This is a genomic window from Arthrobacter sp. JZ12 (genome assembly GCF_035189165.1).
In the GTDB taxonomy this organism is placed as follows: Bacteria; Actinomycetota; Actinomycetes; order Actinomycetales; family Micrococcaceae; genus Arthrobacter_D.
Genome location: NZ_CP045246.1, coordinates 3081039 through 3101853 on the forward strand (window position 1 = coordinate 3081039; position 20815 = coordinate 3101853).

Below are 20815 nucleotides of genomic sequence, written 5' to 3' on the forward strand. Positions count from 1 at the left end.
CGACGCGTGTACATGCAAATGCATGTACTTAGGATTATATTCCGGGGACCTTTGATTTAGCAGGACACTCCCCTAATGAGCGTGCATAAGGGGTGTGTCCTGCCGGATCAATGTGGGGTTAGGGGTTGGTGAGCTTCAAACCCAGGCCTAATTGCCCGGTCACCGACAGGCCAGCGTCCGTAACGCTCACCGGCGAGGGCCCGGCAAGGATGCCCAGCTCGCTGAAGCTCGCACCGTCGATCGCCTCGACCCACGCCGCTTCCGCCAGCGTGGAAGCCAGCTGCCCGGAAAGTTCCGGAAGCAGGTGCGGCGCCACGGCGATGCTGTTGGCCCGGGCCAGTTCCACGATCCGCCGGAACGGCGTAATCCCTCCCACGCGGACGATGTTCGGTTGGATGATGTCCACGGCGTCGGCCTCGATGAAGTCGCGGAATCGGTAGATGGTGTGCACGTTCTCACCGAGCGCGATCGGCACCGGGGAGGACTTCCGCAACCGGCGGTAGGCCGCCAGGTCGTCGGCCCGGATCGGCTCCTCGAGCCAGTGCAGCCCGTACTCGCCCAGCCGGTCCAGCGCGCGCAGGGTGGTGGGCAGGTCCCACCGCTGGTTCGCGTCGATCATCAGCGCCCGGTCGGGTCCGATCACCTCCCGCACCGCCGCAATGCGCTCGGCATCCTCACGCAGGTCCGGCTTGCCGACCTTGACCTTCACGGCCCGGCGGCCCTCGGCCACCCAGCGCTGTGCCTGGTCAACGAGCTCCTCGAGGCTGTAATGCAGATTCACTCCGGAGCCGTAAACAGGCACGACATCGCGACGGCGGCCCAGCAAGTCCGGCACCGAACAACCGGCCTGGCGCCCGGCCAGGTCCCAGAGGGCAAGGTCGACGCCGGCCATCGCGATAGTGGTCAGCCCGCCTCCACCTGCCTCGTGAAGGCGGACCCACAGCGGGTCCCACACCGCTTCCGGCTGTGCCGGCAGGCCCACGACAAACGGTGCAATGTCATGCTCAAGAAGTGCCAGTACAGCCTGCGGACCGATGGTGGGCGTCCAGGAGAAGCCGTGCCCCACCGCGCCGTCGTCCGCGGTGACGGTCGTGGCAAGGAAGTGGTTCTCGGGTACGTCGGCACCCCAGTGCCGGGCCAGCGGCACAGTGATAAGCCTCGCCTCGAACGCCGTGATCTTCGGGCTCATGAACCCACGAGCTCCCGGCCTGCAGCGAGGATTCCCTTGAGCTCTACGAGCTGGGTTTCGCTCGGATCCACCAGCGGCGGGCGGACCGAGCCGGCGTCGAACCCGTCGAGGCGCAGGCCGGCCTTGATCAGCGAGACACCGAAGCCCGGTGTCTGGTCCCGAAGCCGGACCAGCGGCGCATAGAAGCCCTCCAGCAGGCGGAGCCGTGCTGCTTCATCGTTGTCGATATACGCCCGGTGATAGGCGGTAGCGATTTCGGGAGCCATGGCGAAAGCGGCGGAGGAGTACAGCGGCATGCCAAGCCCGCGGTAGGCTCCCTGGCTGAGCTCGGCCGTGAGCAGACCGTTGAAGAACTGGAAGTCCGTGCGGCCGGTGGCGGCAACCGCGGAGACGATTTCCTGGGCGAGGCCGACGTCGCCCACCCCGTCCTTGAAGCCGATCACCTTGGGGTTCGCGGCGAGGCGGGTGACGGCGTCCGTAGTAAAGGAGCCGTTGGCGCGGTGGTACATGATCACCGGCAGGCTGGACGCGGCTGCGACGTCCTCGACGTACGCCACCAGCCCGTCCGAGGGACCCTTCACCAGGTACGGCGGGAGCACGAGCAGCGCATCCGCGCCCGATTGTTCCGCGGCCCGTGCCGCAGCCCGGGCATGGCCGAGCGGCCCGCCGGCACCTGCGATGACGGGAACCCTGCCGTCAACGGCACGCACCGCGGTGCTTACTACGGCGCGGACCTCGTCGATGTCCAGGGCGTGGAACTCTCCCGTGCCGCAGGCGGGGAAGACACCGCCGGGGCCAAACTCGAGCCGCGATTCAATGTGCTCGCGCAGCTTGGCGGTGTCCACTGCACCGGACGGCGAAAAGGGTGTGACGGGGAAAAACAGCACTCCATCGAACTGCATGATTACCTTGCTTCCTGGATTGCGGGGATTAAGAGAGGGTCTGCCGACTCCGGTATGGAGTCCACCAGCTCAGTGCGCCAGCTGCGGCGGGGCTCCCAACCGAGCAGGCGCCGCGCCTTGTCCACGGAGAAGGCGGGGCTGGAGCCGGTGAGGCCGGCAGCTAGAGGACCGGCGGACGGCAGGTACTGCGGGATTAGCTCGGAGAGCGGCTTCCGCGCCAGCGCATCGGCCGCCCCCACGAAGAATGTCTCAGCGTTAGGAATGCGGTCCATCGACTGCAGAAGCACGTCGAGGAAGTCCGCCACATCCCGCGCGTCCACGTAGTTGAAGACAGCTGGCGCGGAGAGGGCGGGATCGTCGAGGCGCTCGCGCACAGTGTGCCCCTGCTGGGTTAGCGCTCCCTCCCATTCCTCGGGAGAGATGACATAGCAGGGCCGGAATGCCGCGTAGCGAAGCCGATCGCCCTGGGCAGCGGCGAACATCCGCATGGTCTCCTCGGCCAGCAGCTTCGATAGCGCGTACGCATTCCACGGCTTCGGAGTGGTCTCTTCATTCAGCGGGAAGGACTCGGGTACCCAGCCGGCCGGCGATCCGTAACCGAGCACGGTGGGACTGCTCGCGGTGATGATCCTGCCAACGCCCAGTTCAGTTGCCGCCGCCATCACCGCGAAGGCGAGGCGGCAGTTGGTCTGCAGGATGACGTCCTCGGGGGCGCTGAACGGTACGGCGATGGCAGCCAGGTGGACGACGGCGTCGGGAGCGCAGGCTGCTATGACGCGGTGAGCTTCGCCCTCCGCCAGCAGATCCGCGGCTTCCTGGCGGATTCCGGCCGGGAACGCGCCGTCGTGGACGGGCGCCCGGTCTACGGAGACGACGTCGTACCCCGCCTCTGCGAGGCCCGTCACCACGCTGCGGCCCAGCCGGCCGGATCCGCCCGTGACGAGGACGGTGGTCTGTGCGCGCTCAGCCACGACGCACCTGCCTGTCCTGAGCGAGGTCTGCGCCGAGGTCTAGCTCCGTGATACGCACGGGAAGGTCGGACTCGAGCGAAGCATTGCCTGCAATTCCAACTGCGACCGCGCGGAGACCGTCAAGGTAGCCGGACGGCCGGCCGAGCGGGTCATCGCCCGGGCCCTCGAAGAGGTCGGTGAGCAGGAGTGCGTCGCCGCCGCCATGCCCGCCTTCGCCGTTCACGATCGGCACCTCGACCGCCTCCTCCCAGTGGCGCTGGAGGACCAGCCGCTCGCCGTTCACGCGGACGGCGTCTTCCTCCTCGATGGGCGTGGCGCTGGGATCGACCACGTTCTTCTTGTCGGTGCTGGCCGACACCGCGGCGCGCTCCACGACCTCGAGCTCAACCCGCCCTGCGGTTCCATTGACCGCCACCCGGTAACCCTCCCAGGGGCTGTGTGCATTGAGCGAGTAGCTCAGCGTGGGACCGGACCGGTAGTCGACCACCAGAGCCAGGTTGTCCTCGATCGTGATACCGGAGGCGAAGACGTCGAGGTCCCGCTGGTAGCCGTCGTGGTGTTCGTTGGCGTAGTAGAGGTCGTTGAGCTTGCTGTCCTCGCGCAGGTCGAGGGCGAAAGGATCATCGTTCGCGGAGTCGGTGGTGCCTCGCTCCGGACGGTCGGACAGGCCGCGGTCGGCCGCGTTCCGGTCGCCGTAGAACTTCAGGCCGCCGCTGGCGAACACCCGCTCGGGGACGTCATCGATCCACCAGTTCACGAGGTCGAAGTGGTGGGACGCCTTGTGGATCAGGAGCCCACCGGAGTTCTTCTTCTGCCGGTGCCACCGGCGGAAGTAGTCCGCGCCGTGGACAGTGTCGAGCATCCAGCTGAAGTCGATCGACGTGACGGTGCCGATGGCACCGCTCTGGATGATTTCCTTCAGCGCGCTGTTGCGCGGCGAGTAGCGGTAGTTGAAGGTGACGACGACGTCGCGCCCGGTCCGCTCGATCGCCTCACAGATACGGCGGCAGCCTTCGGCATTGATGGTGAGCGGCTTTTCGACGACGACGTCGGCTCCCGCCTCCAGCGCCTCGACGATGTAGTCGGCGTGGGTGAAGTCGGGGGTGGTCACGATGACGCGGTCGATGCTGTTGTCCCGGATGTAAGGGGTCAGGTCCGCCGGGAGGAAGCTGTCTACCTGTGTGGACGGGGACAGTTCAGACGCGAGGCCGAGGTAGTAGTCCACCCGTCCCGGATTCGTGTCGCTGATGGCGACCAACTCTGCTGAGGCGGCATGATCACCAAGGGCTGCGCGGACATACATCTCGGCACGTGAGCCCGTGCCGATCAGCGCCAGCCTGTTCCGTTTGGCGTCCACGGCGGAAGACTCTTCCGTGGCAAGGGCTTGCGGGGCGGTGCTCATGGGGCTCCTTCGGTTCCCGGCATCGTCGATGATGAGACACCGTTGGGAAGATTCGGAAACGTTTTGAGAAAACGTTTTCTGGAAAAGGTTATATGCTTTGTATCAACAGATCGGCGCAGCAGTCAACCATGTTCTGCGGGTAGCGTCGATCCCCATCCGAGCGAGGAAAGATGGCCAGGAAAGCAGCCAACCGAAGGGTCGGCATAACCGACGTGGCAAAGCGCGCAGGGGTCTCGCTGGCCACGGTCTCGCGGGTCATGAACGGAAACTTCTCGGTGGATCCGGACATCGCGGCCCGTGTGAAGGCAGCCGCGGCAGAGCTGAATTACCAGCCAAACGCCGTCGGGCGCAGCCTTGCCCTCGGCAAGACAGACACCATCGGTGTGGTCGTCCCCGACCTTGCGAACCCGACCTTCCAGGGGATGCTCCGCGGCGTAAGCCGGGCAGCGGCACAGAACGGTTATCGGGTGCTGATTGCCGACTCCTCCGAGGTTTCCAGCGAGGAGTCGATCCTGGCGGGTGAGGCACGGAGGCGCTGTGACGGCGTCGTGCTGTGTGCGCCGCGTATGAATGACGCGGAACTGGAGGCGCTGCTCCCCTCCCTGCGGCCGCTGGTGCTGGTCAACCGGACCTCGCCGGATCCGGGCACACCCAGCCTGATCGTTGACTACGGCCAGGGGATCCAGGACCTCGCGCGGCACCTGGTGGAGCTGGGACACCAGAAGCTTGCATTCCTTGCCGGTCCTGAGCGAAGCGTATCCAATGAGGCCCGCCTGCTCGGACTGGAGAAGTTCCGCGTGGACAACCCTGCAATCGACCTGACCATCCTGCCCGGCGGCTCCAACTTCGAGGCCGGTCACGGATCGGTGGACGCCGTTCTGGATAGCGGCGTGACCGGCGTGCTCGCGTTCAACGACCTCGTTGCGATGGGCCTGCTGAGCGGACTGCATGAGCGGGGCCTCGACGTTCCGGGCGACATTTCCGTCACCGGGTTCGACGATATTCCGTTCGCCAACTTCACCACGCCGCCGCTCACTACCGCAGCTGTGCCGATCACCGAGATCGGTGAGCAGGCCTGGCACGAGATGCACCGACTGCTCGGCAACGGCGAAGGCGCGCCCGCCCATTCCACCTTCCAGCCGGAGCTTCGGCAGCGCGGGACTACCGGAGCCGCCCGACAGTAGCACAGCCCGGCCCGCTGCAGTCGCCCTGTTGACATTCGAGAAAACGTTTTCCTAGAGTGGCTCCACCGGGGGCGGCCCTCGTCGAGGCGCTGCCAAGAAAGCTTTCGAACCTTCACTTCCATCTCAATGAGGAGAAACTCAGTGAGTTTGATTCGCCCTGCCCTTGCGCTTTTCTGCACGGCCGCGCTGGCCGCAACTGCCGCCCCGCCGGTCGCCGCGGCTCCACCATCCCATGCCGCACCGCCGTCCTTTCAAGCGTCCGGTCCCCTGGAGCAGCAGACCCTTCCAGCAGGGGACGGCTGGGGTTCCGCCGGCAATGGAACCACCGGCGGTGCCGGCGCTGCCGCGCACCGGATTTACGACGTCGACACCCGCGCCGAACTGAAGTCCGCCTTCGCCGAAGCAGGGGACGAGAAAAAGATCATCCGCGTTCACGGTGAATTGCTCGGCAACGCGGACGACGCCGGCAGCCCCCTCTCCTGCGACGACTATGCGGCGGGCACGGGCTACTCGATCGACGCCTACCTCGCTGCGTACAGCCCGGAGACCTGGGGGTGGGACCGCGAACCCGAGGGCGAACTCGAAGACGCGCGGAACCGCGCAGCCCAGAAGCAGCGGGCAACGATGCTCGTCGACGTACCGAGCAACACCACAATTGTTGGCGCCACCTCGGACGCCACACTGAACGGACTCTCGCTGCGTATCAGCGGTGAAACGAACGTCATTGTGCGAAACCTGCACCACAAGGGAGTCATCGACTGCTTCCCCCAGTGGGACCCCACCGACGGCAGCTCGGGCAACTGGAACAGCGAATACGACATGGTCCAGATCATCAACGGCACCACCAACGTCTGGATGGACCACAACTCCTACACCGATGATCCCTATTACGACGACGAGGCCCCCGTCTACTTTGGCCGCCTGTTCCAGCAGCACGACGGCGCAATCGACATGACCAACGGCTCTGACCTGATCACCGTGTCCTACAACCGGTTTGCGGACCGGGACAAGCTCATGCTGATCGGATCCACCGACTCCCCCGGCCGCGGCGACCCGGGAAAGCTTCGCATCACCCTGCACCACAACGAGTTCATCAACGTGGGCCAGCGCGCCCCGCGCCTGAGGTTCGGCCAGGTCGACGCCTACAACAACCACTTCGTGGTCAACGACGAGTCGCGGATCCCATACCAGTACAGCCTCGGCGCAGGCTTCGATTCCCACCTCTGGGCTGAAGCGAACGCGTTCTCGCTGACTTCGGACATCGATCCTTCGGAGATCATCGCCCACTGGAAGGGAACGCGCATCACAACGATCGACAACACGATCAACGGCAAGGTGGTGGACCTGCGCGAGGCGTACAACGCGAGCGCTCCTGCCGATAAGCAGTTGGCCGAAGACACCTCCTGGCAGCCCGTCCTGCGCACGCTGGTCCATCCCGCCCAGGCCGTGCCGTCCATCCTGAAGGGCAATGTGGGACCGGTGTTCACAGCGGAGGGTAGCGAGTGAAGCGGGCGCACACCGTCAGTCGAAGGACGGTCCTGACAGGTATCACCGGGGCCGCCGGAATACTGGCACTTGGAGCCTCGCCCGCCGCGGCGTTGCAACCCATGCAGGCAACACCGGGCGCCGGTCAACCGACCCTGCACGTAGTGGGAGATTCCACCGCGTCGACGTACGCTCATCGGGAACTGCCCCGGGCGGGCTGGGGACAGGCCCTCCCGCTTGCCCTCAATTCCGGCAGCCGGGTAGTGAACATTGCGCTCTCGGGCGCCTCTTCGAAGAGCTATACGGACTCGGGTCTGGCAGCGGAGGCTCTTTCGCTCCTCGCACCAGGCGACTATCTCCTTATCTCGTTCGGCCACAATGACGAGAAGGTCACTGACCCCGCCCGGGGCACGCTGCCGGGAAGCACCTATAAGGAATACCTTCGGGGTTTCATCGACGGTGCCCGTGCTGCCGGAGCTCTTCCCATCCTTGTGACTCCGGTGGAACGGCGCAGGTTCGACCCGGCGGGCAACGCCCGCAGAAGCCATGGGCAGTATCCGGCCGCCATGCGGGAGCTTGCTTCCGCAACCGGCACTCCGCTGATCGACCTGGAGGAGCAGTCCCTGACCCTGTGGCAGGAACTCGGGCCTGAGGGGACCAGGAGCATGTTCCTTCACGCCGCCCCGGGAGAGTTCCAGCAGTACCCGGATGGCGTCGAGGACAACACGCATTTCCGCGCGGAGGGAGCGCTGGCTGTCGCCGGACTTGTAGCCCATGGTCTACAGGAGCTCGGGTTCGCCTCAGCCAGGCCCGCCTTCCGAGGTGTGGACGCCGAGAGCCTGTTCGCAGGGATCTTCTGGCCTTCGGAGCGCCCGCTGGATCAGCCGGTGGTTCTGGATGTGGGTCCCGGTGCCCGGTTCTCCAGTGTGCAGGCGGCAGTCGACGCCGTTCCCGAGAATGCGGGTACCCGCCATGAGATCCGGATAGCGCCGGGCGAATACCGCGAGCTGATCCTGGTACCCCGGAGCAAGCCGCTGGTGAGCTTCCGCGGGACCGGCAGTTCGTCTTCGGATGTCGTGCTCGTCTACAACAACGCCTCTGGAACGTCGAAGCCCGACGGGTCGGGCACCTACGGGACTAGCGGAAGCGCTTCGGTCAGGATCGACGCTTCCGATTTCGAAGCCCGCAACTTGACCTTCAGCAATGATTTTGATGAGGCCGCAAATGCCCACATCCGAAACCGCCAGGCAGTAGCGCTGCATGTCACAGGCGACCGCTGCGTCTTCAACGGTGTTCGGGTACTGGGGAACCAGGATTCGCTGCTGGTCAATACGCCGAACGCTTCCACGGTGTCGCGGCACTTCTTTGTGGACAGCTACGTGGAAGGAGACGTTGACTTCATCTTCGGGCGGGCCACGGCGGTCTTCCAGCGCTGCGTCATCCAGTCACTGAATCGGGGCTCCTCATCCAACAACGGATATGTCACTGCAGGGAGTATCAACCAGGTGTTCCCGTTCGGTTACCTCTTCGACCAGTGTCGGTTTGAGTCGGCGGCCGCCCGGGCCACCGTGTATCTGGGACGGCCGTGGCACCCCAGCGGTGATCCCCAGGCGATTGCCCAGGTTCTTGTGCGGGACAGTCACCTCGGCGCCCATATCAAGAGCGCGCCCTGGACTGATATGAGCGGCTTCTCCTGGCGGGACGCGCGATTCCACGAATTCCACAACAGCGGACCGGGATCGGCCCATTCCCCTGACCGCCCCCAGATGACAGTGGCACAAGCGGCGGGCTTCACGGCGAGTCACTACCTGCGGGGCCCGGACTGGTGGCAACCGCAGCTCGCCGACACCGCCGCAGACACCACAATTCCTCCGGCGGGACGCTGACCCCGAGTTGCTTAAAAAAGCAAAGCAGGCTTAGTGTCTTCGGGAAGGTACCACTCACACCTGAAGGAGGCATCATGATTGGCTTTATCATCGCCGGATTGATTATTGGGGCGCTTGCCAGGCTCATCAAGCCCGGCAAGCAGAACCTGGGCTTGCTTGCGACCCTGCTGCTGGGACTTGCCGGATCGGTAATCGGCGGATTGGTCGCCAGCTTATTCCACACTGGCGGAATCTTCGAACTGAACGTTCTTGGTTTCATCGTCGCAGTGATCGCAGCCGTCCTGCTCATCGGCGTTGCCGAAAGCATGGCGGGCCGTCGTCGCAGCGTGCGCCGGTAGTACCTCAGCAACAAAGTCGCCGGTTGGTTGCGGGATCGTTGGGTGAACCCCACGATCCTGCAACGAACCGGCGTTTTTGCGTCTGAGCCCGTTTGGGCCCTCCCTGAATCAGGCGTTCCAGAGTCCGTAGGAGTCGGCGAGCGCCGAGATCTTCTGGGCGCGGGCAAGACGCGGCAGGTATGAGCCGTCGCCGACAACGGCCCCGGCAGCATGTGCGTCCAGAAGCTCATGCGCCCACTGGATCTCGGACTCGCTGGGCGAGAGTCCCTTGTTGATGGTGTCCGCCGCTTCGGGCATGAGGCAAAGCTTGCCGGTCATGCCCATCGAGGCTGTGACCTTGCATGCGGAGAGCAGATCCTCGCCGAGGGCTCCCACCGAAGGGCCGTCGATCGGACCCGGAAGCTGGCCGACGCGTGAGGCGACCACGAGCTTGGCGCGGGCGTATGCCAGGGCCATCGGGTCATCGGAAGCACCCGTGTCGCGGCGGAAATCTCCAACCCCGAATGCGAGCCGGAAGGTACCCGGGGCACTGGCGATTGCAGTGGCATTCTCGATCCCAAGTGCCGATTCCACCAGCGCCAGCACCGGAGTGCCGGCCTGCAGTCGCATGGCGGTGTGAGTAACCTGTTCAGGCTTCTCGGTCATTGCGAGCATGATCCCACGCAGACCCGGCGCCTTGGAGAGGGCCGCCAGATCGTCTGCCCAGTAATCCGTTTCGATGCCGTTCACGCGCACCCAAGCGGTCATTCCGGTGGAGAGGGCCTCTACTACCCGCTCGCGGGCCTCCGCCTTGGACTCGGCGGGAACGGCATCCTCGATATCGAAGACAACCGAGTCCGCTTCCGAGGCCAGTGCCGGCGCAAAGTTCGCTTCAGACGCCGCCGAAGCGAGCAGCCAGGAACGGGACAACTTGGCGGGAAGCGCGGCAGCGCGGCTATTGCGAAGGGGGGCCATACGTAGAACCTTACGCAACGGGCGTCGTCGTAATCCAACGGCAGGTGCATTGCGACAGTAAACACTACGACCAAAAGCGGGCCCCCAGGCGAGCACCTGCACGCCCGATCCCACCCGCGATAGCCTTAAGCGGAAAGGGGATACCAATGCCACGCGCCAACAGCAGGAACGACGCCAGCGGGAGCGACGTCACCGCTATGTTCGTATGGCCGCGCCCACTGAGCCCGCAGGCGTTGAAGGCCATCAAGACACTGCTTCTGGGCGCGCTGGTCATCATCGCGCTGGTGCAGATCGTTCCGTTCCAGGTGCTCGGCGGAATGGCTAACCACCTTTTCACCGTCCTGCTCATCCTGTCCTGGGTGGGCCCGGCCCGCCGAATGTTCCGCCGCCGCACCGAGGATCGGAACCCCGGCGAGCACGAACGCAATGAGGGATCGGCGCCGGACGAGAAGTAGTTCTCAGGGCACATAAAGGTCGCTGACCGTCACAGCTCCCTCGAGCACCAACCGGATTGTCCCCGGTTCGTCGACGCCATCGAGAACGGTCAGCGGCACATCAACCTTCCCCGTAGCGCCGGCCGCAACCGGCACGGAGCCGCGTTCCCGCCAGGTACCGCCCGGGCCAGCGAACTGCACGCTCAGCCTCCCACCCGAACTCCTCACTACGTTGACCGTGACCGATCCTGGCAGGGCTCCCTCCCAGCCCCGGTAGAGCAGCGCAGCACGCTGCAGCTTGGGGTCTGCGATAGTGACGGCGGTGCCTTCCAACGGTGTTTCGGGCACCAACAGCGCGTTGGACGATTCATCGAAGAGTTCGGCGCGCAGCCACGTACCGCGAGCACGCGCCGGGCCGGGCTCCCCGTCCACATCCAGCGTCACGGCAAGGGGCAGGTCCTCCGCCGAACGGCCCACCAGCAGGGTGTACTCCCCCGGTTCCACGATCAGCTTTCCCGCAGCCGGGCTGAAGGTGGCAAGCCTCTCAACGTGTACGGGGACGGCGGCAGAGCCGAGTTCTCCCGGCTGCAGCGTAATCCGCGCATGGCCCACCAGGTTCCGCCGCGGGTAGCCGGCCCGGTCGGCGGTCGCGTAGACCTGGACCAGTTCATGGATGGGGCGCTGCCCGGCATTGCACACCGTGACCGTGAGGACTTCACCCGCCAGCTCAGCCGAAACGTACTCCACCTCGCTATAGCCCAGCCCATGCCCCAGCGGATACAGGGGTTCGGCGGTGCTGTAGTGGTAGGTGGAGCGGCTTTCAATGATGTCGTAGTCCAGGATGTCCGCCAGGTCCGCATCGCGTGCCCACCAGGTCTGGGTCAGGCGCCCGCGCGGTTCGTGGTCGCCGCTCAGGACATCCGCCAGCCCACCACCGAGTGCCTGGCCGCCGTGTGAGGACCAGACGATTGCCGGCGTATCCGCCAACTCTCCCAGCGCGTAGGGGTAGGACGAAACAATCAGCAGCACCGTCCGCGGATTGGCCTCCCGGACCGTCCTGATGAGCTCCTGCTCGCTGTGCGGCAGTTCCAATGTGGAGCGGTCAAGTGTCTCCCGGCCGCCCAGATGCGGGTCGTTTCCAACAACGACGACGGCGACATCCGCCGACGCCGCGGCCTCGCGCGCCGCTTCGGCACCGGAACGCAGCGTCCGCAGCCAGAACCGGTCGGCGTCCTGCTCGGAACCCGTAACCAGAGCCGCGCTGCCCGTGCCTTCCTCGACGCGGAGCCACTTGCCTGAGGCGATATGGCGAACCGCAACCGATCCGTCCACGGCCCGGTGCAGGGCAAAGGTCTCCTGCACGACCCACCCGCCGACGCGGTCCGCCGTGGCCCGCAGGTACCCTGTCTCACCGGAGACGAAGCGGTCATTCGCCTGCGACTGCAGGGTGTACTCGCCGCCGCCCCAGTCCTTCAGGAGGAAGGACTCGGCCTCCTGCGGTACGGCGACTGCCGCGGTGACGGCCGCGGAACCCTCCGGCACAGAGAGGTACCGGTTGGTCCGGGTGCTGCGCAGGGCGATGACGTCGACTCCGTCTTCGTCAACAACGTTCCCGTAGCGCTCGCTTAGCCCCTGAACGATGCTCACCGGGTCCGCCGGGGTGCCGCTGTACCAGTCAGTCAGGACGCGCGAGCCGAGTGTACCGATCACCGCAACGGTTCCGGGTTGCTCTCCCAACGGAAGAAGCGGTGCACCCCCCACGCCTGCGTTGCGAAGCAGCACCACCGAACTACGGACGGCTTCCCGGGCAAGGGCACCGTGGCCGGGGGCCATCAATTCGTCAGCCGAGATGGACCCGTAGACCCCGCCGCCGGGCAGGAACTCCCCCGTCCGTTCGCGGAGCGTGAGTAGGCGCAGTACCGCGGTGTCGATGTCCCCGATTGAGATGAGCCCGCGCTCCAGCGCTTCCTCGAGATAGCCGATCGACGGCGCCGGGTTGTCGCCGTCGTCGGTAAAGCTGTCGACGCCGGCCTGCAGCGCAGCCGCGTACGCGCTGGGTCCGTCCTCGAAGTACTTCTCGGCCGTGAACAGGGACGACGGCGCGCCGGCGTCCGTGACAATCGCCAGCGTATCGCCGTTGCGCCACGTCCGCAGGTGACCCCCAACAAGGTCGGAAACATGCGCCGGGCGTCCGTTGACGAGGTTGTAGGACAGCATGACGGCCCCGACGGCACCGGACTCGATCGCCGACCGGTAGGCAGGAAGCTCATACTCGTGCAGGACCCGAGCGGGAAGCTGGCTTGAGGTGACGTTGCGGTCGATCTCGTTGTTGTAGCCCAGGAAGTGCTTCAGCGTGGGCACCGTAAGCCACTGCCCAGGGTGATCCCCCTTGAGCCCCTCGCAGTAGGCTGTCGCCAGCTGCGAGGTAAGCCGGGAGTCCTCGGAAAAGCCCTCCTCGTTGCGCCCCCAGAGGGGGTGCCGCAGCGGATTGACCACCGGAGCCCAGACGTTCAGGCTCACGGTCGGATCGGACGCCTTTTTCGCGCGCATCTCCCTGCCGACAACACCGCCTATTCGGTGTAACAGTTCTTCATCCCACGCCGCAGCCAGCCCGACGGACTGCGGAAAGACAGTTGCTTCCCCGAGCCAGGCGACGCCATGCGCTGCTTCCGCACCAGTGTGGAAGGACGCAAGTTCGGCGGCGGGGATCTCGGGTGAATGCTGGTGCAGCAGCGAGATCTTCTCCGGAACAGTGAGGGCAGCGATGATGCTTTCGGGAGTGCGAGAGGGGGTGGTTTCGGCCACGGCGGCGGTTTCCGATCGATGGTTGTTGTTTAAGCGCTTGCACAGCGCGGTCCGCCCACCATGCTGACAGCAACCGTTGTGACGCGCAACACAAAATCCCTTGCAGCTTTTCCCGACATGCCCTAGCGTGGGAGTTCGTCGAAGCGCTTCGACACTTTCGACTGACTGACATGCCGACGAGCGCACCTTCGACGCAGCTATCCGTGCGCCGTGCGGCGCGCTTGGACACAAAGGAGTGAACCAGATGCCAGTCTCTTCAAACCGCCCCAACCCTTTTCCCGATGCTTTTCCCGATGCCGTCGCCCGAAAACCGCTGGGCCGCCGGTCCTTTCTGGGACTGCTAGGCGGAGCCGCCTTCTTCGCGGCCTCGCCGACGCTGTTGACCGGCTGCAGCGCAGGATCATCAGCACCACAGGCGACGACGGCCGGAGGGCTGGCGGAGAGCGTGGCAAAGCTGGTGCCGAACCACATTCCGCTGAACCTGGTCGAACCGGACATCCCGGGCGTCAAGGGTTCAACGCCCGGCTTCACCAGCATCCCGACCGACCTGGTGAAGTCCGTTGCGAAAGCTCCGGGCAGCGGCGGAACCTACACGGCCATGACCCCCGCCTGGTGGGCGATCCCCCGCGGACTGCCGGATAACGCCTACTACCAGGCAGTCAACGAACGCCTCGGGGCAACCATCAACTTCCAGGCGAACGACGGCAACACCTACGGCGACAAGATCCAGACTGTGCTCGCCTCCCCAAAGGATGTTCCCGACTGGGTGGTTATCCCTTCGTGGAACATTCCGCCCCGCTTTGGACAGGCCGCCAAGGGCCTCTTCACCGACCTCTCCCCCTACCTCGCCGGAGACAAGGTCAAAAAGTACCCGAACCTCGCGAACATCCCGACCGCCGCCTGGAAGTACAGCTGCTTCGAAGGCGGGCTCTACGGGTTGCCCATGCCGACGCCGCTGGTCAACGATGCGTTCTTCTACCGGAAGGACCTTTTCGACGAGCTCGGCCTGGAGCAGCCCCGCTCCGCGGACGAGTACCTCACGATCGCCAAGGAGATCACCGACCCCGCAAAGAACCGCTGGGGCTCGGAGGATATCTGGAACGGCGCCCAGCTGATGTACGGAGTGGTGCCGAAGTGGAAGGTCGTGGACGGCGGGCTGGTCCACAAGTTCGAAACCGAGGAATACCGGGCGGCGCTCGAATGGATGGTGAAACTCTTCGACGCCGGCGTGGTCCACCCCGACGCCGTCGCAGGCAACTCCCAGCAGGCAAAGCCGCGGTTCGAGTCCGGCGCAACCCTCATGACCGTCGACGGTGTGGGTGGCTGGCATGAGGCGCTGGGACGCGTGCTTCCGAGCAATCCGGACTTCGTCATGCAGCCCATGGACTTCTTCGCGCCCGACGGCGGCGATCCAGTGCTCTACAGCGGTCAGCCGGCGGGCATCTTCAGCTTCATCAAGAAAACCGAGGACACAGCCAAGGTCGAGGAACTACTGGCCCTGGCGAACTTCATGGCGGCACCGTTCGGCACCGAGGAGCACCTTCTCATCAACAACGGCGTCGAGGGTAAGCATTTCGAGCGGGACAGCAACAACATCCCGCAGATGACTGAGCTCGGCCGCCAGGAAGTCACCAGCACCTACCAGTTCCTCGTCAGCCCTCCGACGGTGAACTCACACGTCCAATACCCCGGCTTCGTCAAGGCCAAGACCGAGTGGGAAGCCCGCCAGGCGGAGTACGTCCAGGAGGATGCCTTCTTCGGCATGCAGATCCAGGAACCGCCGAAATTCGGTTCGCTGGGCGCCCCGTTCGACGACCTCGCCAAGGACATTCCGCGCGGTCGGAAGTCCCTGAAGGATCTCGACGCCGAGCTCGCCACCTGGAAGCGCAACGGCGGCGACGAACTCCGCGAGTTCTACGCCGGTTTCCTCACCGCCTAGGCGTGAACCGCGATGACCACAACTGATCTCGCCAGTGACCGGCAGCGGAACGCGGGGCCCGACGGCGGTTCCCCGCCGGGTGCCTCTCGTCCAGTCCGGCGCAAGCTGGGCGTCCGTGCCCGCCTCCGCCGGGACCGCACGCTGATTCTGATGACGATGCCCGCCGTCATCCTCCTGATTGTCTTCGCCTACATTCCCATGCTCGGGAACGTGGTCGCCTTCCAGGATTACTCCCCGTTCATCGGGATCCCCTCGAGCCCCTGGGTGGGCCTGGACAACTTCGGCCGGGTCTTCGGTGACCCGGACTTCTGGAACGCTGTCCGGAACACCCTCGTGATCACCGGCTTCCAGTTGGTCTTCTTCTTTCCCGTACCGATTGCGCTGGCGCTCCTGCTGAACTCACTGATACGGCCGGCGCTGCGTGCCACCATCCAGGCGATCGTCTATCTCCCACACTTCTTCTCGTGGGTGCTGGTCGTCTCGGTCTTCCAGCAACTGCTCGGCGGAGCAGGCCTGTTGAGCCAGACGCTTCGGGCCAACGGCTGGGACGGCATGGACATCATGACCAACCCGGATACCTTCCTGTTCCTGATCACCTCCCAGGCGGTCTGGAAGGACGCGGGGTGGGGCATCATCGTCTTCCTCGCCGCCCTGGCAGCGATCGACCCCGAGCAGTACGAAGCGGCAGCAGTCGACGGCGCGAACCGCTGGCGGCGGATGTGGCATGTGACCCTTCCCGGGCTGCGCACTGTCATCATCCTGCTTCTCATCCTCCGGCTCGGCGACGCGCTGACCGTTGGCTTCGAACAGCTGATCCTGCAGCGCGACGCCGTCGGCGCCGAAGCCGCAGAAGTTCTGGACACCTTCGTCTACTACACAGGCATCCAAAACGGTGACTGGAGTTATGCGGCCGCCGCAGGACTCATCAAGGGTGTCATTTCACTGGCGCTCATCCTCGCCGCCAACAAGGTGGCGCATCTCTTCGGTGAAAACGGGGTGTATTCCAAGTCATGACAACGATCATCAAGCCGGCCGCGCGTCGTCGTACCCCTCCCGCCCGGCCGGTGTGGGAAGAAGAGCCGAGCGCCATTGCCAAGGCGGGCAAAGTTGTCCTGCTCTCGCTGGTGGTGCTCGCGGTGCTGGGTCCGCTGTACACCATCGTGCTGACCAGTCTCTCCTCACAAGCCACCATCACCCAGGCCGGCGGACTCGTGATCGTCCCCGGCGAGATCACCCTCGACGCTTACCGGCAGATCATCAGCGGCGGCGTCGTGACCCGGGCGGTGCTGGTGAGCGTCGGAGTTACCGTCGTCGGAACGCTGCTCAGCATGGTGGTCTCAGTGCTGTGCGCCTACGGCCTCTCCCGGCCCGGCTCCTTTGCCCACACGCCGCTGCTGTTCACGCTGCTGATCACCATGTTCTTCAGCGCGGGGATGATCCCGTCCTACCTCCTGGTCTCCGGGCTGGGACTGATCAACTCCTACTGGGCGCTGATCCTGCCCACCGCGGTGTCGGTGTTCAACATCATCATCCTGCGCGGCTTCTTCATGGGCATCGACCGGGGAATCCTGGACAGCGCACGCATTGACGGCGCCAGCGAATGGCGGATCCTCGCCCAGATCGTTCTTCCGATGTCCAAGGCGGTCACCGCCGTCATCGCCTTGTTCTACGGAGTGGGCTACTGGAACGCCTTCTTCAACGCGGTCCTCTACATCAACGACAGCGCGAAGAATCCGCTCCAGGTGGTGCTTCGCTCCTACGTGCTGCAGGGGGTCACCGTCCCTGGCCAGATCGACGTCGGACAGGGTGCAGCGGCGTCACTGGCACTGCAGATGGCGGTCATCGTGCTTGCGATGGTTCCTATCCTGCTCGTCTACCCGTTCGTGCAGAAGCACTTCACGAAGGGCGTAATGATCGGGGCGGTGAAGGGATGAACCAATTGTGCCGATCAGCGGGCGCTGGTAGTTTCCCGCTGCACCAGGCTGGGCACAATCAACCGGACCTCCACCGGCTTGTCCGAGTTGAGGCGGTCCATCACCATTTCGACGGCCGCGCGGCCGATGTCATGTGCCGGAATGGACACTGCGGTCCACGGCTTCGCTGCGGCGAGCGCAACGTCCTCCGGCGCGATGGCAACCACCGAGAGGTCCTCAGGGATGCGCAAGCCGCGCGAGGCCAGCGCCTGGGGCAGCAGCGGCAGCAGCGCCTCGTTATGCACCACGAGGGCCGTGACCGGATCATCACCACCGAGGACCGCGTCGAGCGCCTCGGTCAAGGCCGGGACAGTCGCTTCGCACGCACGCAGGACGGAACCGACGTCCGCGGCCGCGCATGCTTCGGTGAACCCCTTCCGTGCCCTGTCCGCGTAGGTGGCGTGGCGTTCGAGGGAGGCCGGCGGAGACCCGATGAAACCGATCCGGATGTGGTTCAGCTCCGACAGGTGACGCACGGCGGTGCGGGAGGCTGCGGCGAAGTCGAAATCGACGCAGCTGAGGCCGTGCGGGTCATCCGGCAACCCGATCAGCACGGCCGGCTTGCCCAGCCGGGCCAGGAGCGGGATGCGGGAGTCCCGCGCCTCGATGTCCATCATCAGGAGGCCGTCCACCATGGACTGCGACGTGACACGCTCCAGCCCGCCGGCGTCGTCCTGGGTGAGCAGCAGGACGTCCTGGTCAAAGGTCCGGGCGGTCGTTACGACGGCAGCAACGAACTGCATGACCACGCTGACGTTGACGTCCGCCCGCAGCGGCGCCATCAGCCCCAGCACGTTGGACCGGTTGGAGGCCAGGGCACGGGCGCCGGAGTGCGGGCTGTAGTTGAGCTTTCGGATGGCTTCCAGGACGGCCTGCCGCGTTTCCTCCGAGATGGTCCGTTTACCACTCAGCACGTAGGAAACGGTACTCAGTGATACTCCCGCCGCACGTGCGACGTCGTTCATGGTGGCCATCGGCCCATCCTAACTTCGACACGCTTCGACCCGCGACATTGGTCTTTCTCGGTGATTGTAGAGAAGCGCTTCGACACTCTCGGATCACTAACCGCCGCACCAGCTTTTTCTTTCCACCACGTTCTTTCTCCGCATCAATCCAAAGGAAGTCATGAAATTCACTGACGGGTACTGGATGTACCGCAAGGGACTTACAGCGCTGCATCCGCGCGACGTCGTCGACGTCGTCACCACGCCGGCCGGGCTGGAGGTCTACGCTCCTACGCGCCCGATCAACGCACGCGGTGACGCGCTCAACTGTCCGCAAATCACGGTCAGCTTCTCCTCGCCGCTCGAGGGGGTCATTGGTGTTACGATCGAGCACTTCCAGGGCGCGCTAAATCAGGGACCGCATTTCGACGTACTGGAGGGTGATCCCGCGGTCGACGTTACGGTGGACGAGACACAGGCCTCGATCACCTCCGGCCCCTTGACAGCATCGGTCAGCCTGGGTGCGGACTGGAACGTCGACTTCACGGGCGAGGGGCGCCTGCTCACCAGCTCGGTGCCCCGCAGCGTCGGCCTGATCACCGATGACGCCGGCCGGTCCTTTGTGCATGAACAGCTCACCCTCGGCGTCGGAACCAGTGTGTACGGGCTCGGCGAGCGGTTCGGAGCCTTCGTGAAGAACGGCCAGTCCGTGGACGTCTGGAATGAGGACGGCGGAACGTCCAGCGACCTCGCGTACAAGAACGTTCCGTTCTTCCTGACCAACTCCGGTTACGGGGTGTTCGTGAACCATCCGGAACGGGTCTCGTTCGAGGTGGGATCGGAGGTCGTTTCCCGGACGCAGTTCAGCGTGGAGGGCCAGCGGCTCCAGTACTTCGTCATCTACGGGCCATCGCCCAAGGAGATCCTCCGCCGCTACACCGCGCTGACCGGCAGGCCTGCCCGCATTCCGGCCTGGTCCTACGGTCTGTGGCTGTCGACGTCATTCACCACAGAGTACGACGAGAAGACGGTCATGTCCTTCATCAACGGAATGGCGGAACGGAATCTGCCGTTGTCCGTCTTCCACTTTGACTGCCACTGGATGCGGGCCTTCCACTGGAGCGACTTCATCTGGGACCCTGCGACGTTCCCGGACCCGGAAGGTATGCTCCGCCGCCTGCACGAACGTGATTTGAAGGTGTGTGTCTGGATCAACCCCTACATCGCCCAGCGCTCGCACCTATTCCGGGAGGGCCGGGAGCTTGGCTATCTGGTCCGCAAGCCGGACGGGTCCGTGTGGCAGTGGGACCTTTGGCAGGCCGGCATGGCCCTGGTGGACTTCACCAACCCCGACGCCGTGCTCTGGTACCAGGACAAGCTGCGGGCGCTGCTTAAACAGGGGGTCGATTCCTTCAAGACCGACTTTGGGGAGCGTATCCCCACGGACGTCGTCTGGCATGACGGCTCGGACCCGCAGCGGATGCACAACTACTACACCCAGCTGTACAACGAGGCCGTCTTCCAGCTCCTCGAGAAGGAACTCGGCGAGGGCGAAGCCGTGCTCTTCGCCCGGTCGGCGACCACCGGCGGGCAGAAACTGCCCGTGCACTGGGGCGGTGATTGTGAATCCACCTTCGCGGCGATGTCCGAATCATTGCGTGGCGGACTGTCACTGGCGTCGTCGGGCTTTGCCTTCTGGAGCCATGACATCGGCGGGTTCGAAGGCACACCGGAGCCTGAGATCTTCAAGCGCTGGATCGCTTTCGGGCTGCTGTCCTCGCACTCGCGGCTGCACGGTTCCAACTCCTATCGTGTGCCATGGCTCGTGGATGAGGAGTCGGTGGACGTGCTGCGCCACTTCACGGAGCTGAAGATGCGGCTCATGCCCTATGTGGCAGCCGCGGCGGAGGAGGCCTACTCGTTCGGGACACCGGTCATGCGGCCCATGGTTCTCGAGTTCCCGGACGATCCGGGGTGCTCCCAGCTGGACCGGCAGTACATGCTGGGCAGCGATCTGCTGGTTGCACCGATTCTGGAAGCCGGCGGGGAGCACGCCTTCTACCTGCCCGACGGAACGTGGACGCATCTCGAGTCCGGGGAAACCCTCGAAGGGCCCCGCTGGCACACCCGCTCCTTCTCGGTGATGGAGGCCGCGCTGTTCGTTCGGCCGGGCACGGTGCTGCCGCTGGGAACAGTGTCCACCCGGCCGGACTATGACTGGGCCGCCAATGTCGAATTCAGGGCATTCGCCGTCCCGGAAGGACACCGTACCGTCGTGCCGGTACCCTCACCCGACGGAACCGTCACCCGCTTCGAAGTGACCGTGAAGCAGGGCGAGGTGACCGCCGTCGTCCTTGGCAGGGAGTAGGGCCGGCAGGGTCTGGAACCGAGCGGCCGGCCGGCAGAGTG

General features: G+C 65.1%; 16 protein-coding genes. 9 read left to right on the forward strand and 7 right to left on the reverse strand.

All coding sequences use genetic code 11. From position 1 onward, the window contains the following. Positions 1–118: 118 nt before the first annotated feature. Genes GC088_RS14330 through GC088_RS14345 form a run of 4 tightly spaced genes read right to left on the reverse strand, consistent with a single transcriptional unit; the run spans position 119 to position 4464 of the window. Positions 119–1189: a mandelate racemase/muconate lactonizing enzyme family protein gene (locus tag GC088_RS14330; protein WP_323959666.1), complete on the reverse strand. Its 1071-nt coding sequence runs from the start codon at positions 1187–1189 to the stop codon at positions 119–121. Further along, positions 1186–2091, reverse strand: a complete 906-nt coding sequence (locus GC088_RS14335) for a 5-dehydro-4-deoxyglucarate dehydratase (protein WP_323959667.1) — start codon at positions 2089–2091, stop codon at positions 1186–1188. Before GC088_RS14335 ends, GC088_RS14330 begins: the two co-directional genes overlap by 4 nt. 2 nt (positions 2092–2093) lie before the next feature. Further along, positions 2094–3062 (reverse strand): NAD-dependent epimerase/dehydratase family protein, encoded by a 969-nt coding sequence (locus tag GC088_RS14340; RefSeq protein ID WP_323959668.1) that lies wholly within the window; start codon positions 3060–3062, stop codon positions 2094–2096. Continuing rightward, positions 3055–4464: a Gfo/Idh/MocA family oxidoreductase gene (locus tag GC088_RS14345; protein ID WP_323959669.1), complete on the reverse strand. Its 1410-nt coding sequence runs from the start codon at positions 4462–4464 to the stop codon at positions 3055–3057. The genes GC088_RS14340 and GC088_RS14345 overlap by 8 nt, the downstream gene beginning before the upstream one ends. Positions 4465–4634: 170 nt before the next feature. Between GC088_RS14345 and GC088_RS14350 the strand changes: the two genes are divergently transcribed. From GC088_RS14350 to GC088_RS14365, 4 genes are all read left to right on the forward strand, one after another. Beyond that, on the forward strand, positions 4635–5648 hold the full coding sequence (locus tag GC088_RS14350) for a LacI family DNA-binding transcriptional regulator (RefSeq protein WP_323959670.1): 1014 nt from the start codon (positions 4635–4637) through the stop codon (positions 5646–5648). Between the two features lie 141 nt (positions 5649–5789). After that, complete coding sequence (locus GC088_RS14355) at positions 5790–7154, forward strand: pectate lyase family protein (RefSeq protein WP_323959671.1); 1365 nt, start codon at positions 5790–5792, stop codon at positions 7152–7154. Positions 7155–7297: 143 nt separating this feature from the next. After that, entirely contained in the window at positions 7298–9019 is a 1722-nt protein-coding gene (locus GC088_RS14360) for a pectinesterase family protein (RefSeq protein WP_323959672.1), read from the forward strand. A gap of 74 nt (positions 9020–9093) precedes the next feature. Next, positions 9094–9357, forward strand: coding sequence for a GlsB/YeaQ/YmgE family stress response membrane protein (locus GC088_RS14365; RefSeq protein WP_323959673.1), 264 nt, complete (start codon positions 9094–9096; stop codon positions 9355–9357). A gap of 108 nt (positions 9358–9465) precedes the next feature. Here the strand turns inward: GC088_RS14365 and GC088_RS14370 are convergent, their stop codons facing one another. Next, the gene (locus GC088_RS14370) at positions 9466–10311 is read right to left on the reverse strand and encodes an HpcH/HpaI aldolase/citrate lyase family protein (protein ID WP_323959674.1); all 846 of its coding nucleotides are present in this window, start codon (positions 10309–10311) and stop codon (positions 9466–9468) included. 146 nt (positions 10312–10457) lie between these two features. Here GC088_RS14370 and GC088_RS14375 point away from each other — a divergent pair, with 146 nt between their 5' ends. Beyond that, entirely contained in the window at positions 10458–10766 is a 309-nt protein-coding gene (locus tag GC088_RS14375; RefSeq protein ID WP_323959675.1) for a hypothetical protein, read from the forward strand. A gap of 3 nt (positions 10767–10769) precedes the next feature. Here the strand turns inward: GC088_RS14375 and GC088_RS14380 are convergent, their stop codons facing one another. Beyond that, positions 10770–13550 (reverse strand): glycoside hydrolase family 3 C-terminal domain-containing protein, encoded by a 2781-nt coding sequence (locus tag GC088_RS14380; RefSeq protein WP_323959677.1) that lies wholly within the window; start codon positions 13548–13550, stop codon positions 10770–10772. Positions 13551–13794: 244 nt separating this feature from the next. Here GC088_RS14380 and GC088_RS14385 point away from each other — a divergent pair, with 244 nt between their 5' ends. The 3 genes from GC088_RS14385 to GC088_RS14395 are packed head-to-tail and all read left to right on the forward strand — an operon-like array spanning position 13795 to position 17423. Then, the gene (locus tag GC088_RS14385; RefSeq protein WP_323959678.1) at positions 13795–15489 is read left to right on the forward strand and encodes an extracellular solute-binding protein; all 1695 of its coding nucleotides are present in this window, start codon (positions 13795–13797) and stop codon (positions 15487–15489) included. A gap of 12 nt (positions 15490–15501) precedes the next feature. Beyond that, positions 15502–16503 (forward strand): ABC transporter permease, encoded by a 1002-nt coding sequence (locus GC088_RS14390; protein ID WP_323959679.1) that lies wholly within the window; start codon positions 15502–15504, stop codon positions 16501–16503. Further along, positions 16500–17423, forward strand: coding sequence for a carbohydrate ABC transporter permease (locus GC088_RS14395; protein ID WP_323959680.1), 924 nt, complete (start codon positions 16500–16502; stop codon positions 17421–17423). The genes GC088_RS14390 and GC088_RS14395 overlap by 4 nt, the downstream gene beginning before the upstream one ends. Positions 17424–17437: 14 nt before the next feature. On the opposite strand, the gene GC088_RS14400 is transcribed toward GC088_RS14395, so the two are convergent. Continuing rightward, positions 17438–18436: a LacI family DNA-binding transcriptional regulator gene (locus GC088_RS14400; protein ID WP_323959681.1), complete on the reverse strand. Its 999-nt coding sequence runs from the start codon at positions 18434–18436 to the stop codon at positions 17438–17440. A 151-nt stretch (positions 18437–18587) separates the two neighbouring features. On the opposite strand from GC088_RS14400, the gene yicI reads away from it, so the two are divergent. Next, entirely contained in the window at positions 18588–20774 is a 2187-nt protein-coding gene (gene yicI / locus GC088_RS14405; RefSeq protein ID WP_323959682.1) for an alpha-xylosidase, read from the forward strand. Positions 20775–20815 lie beyond the last annotated feature (41 nt).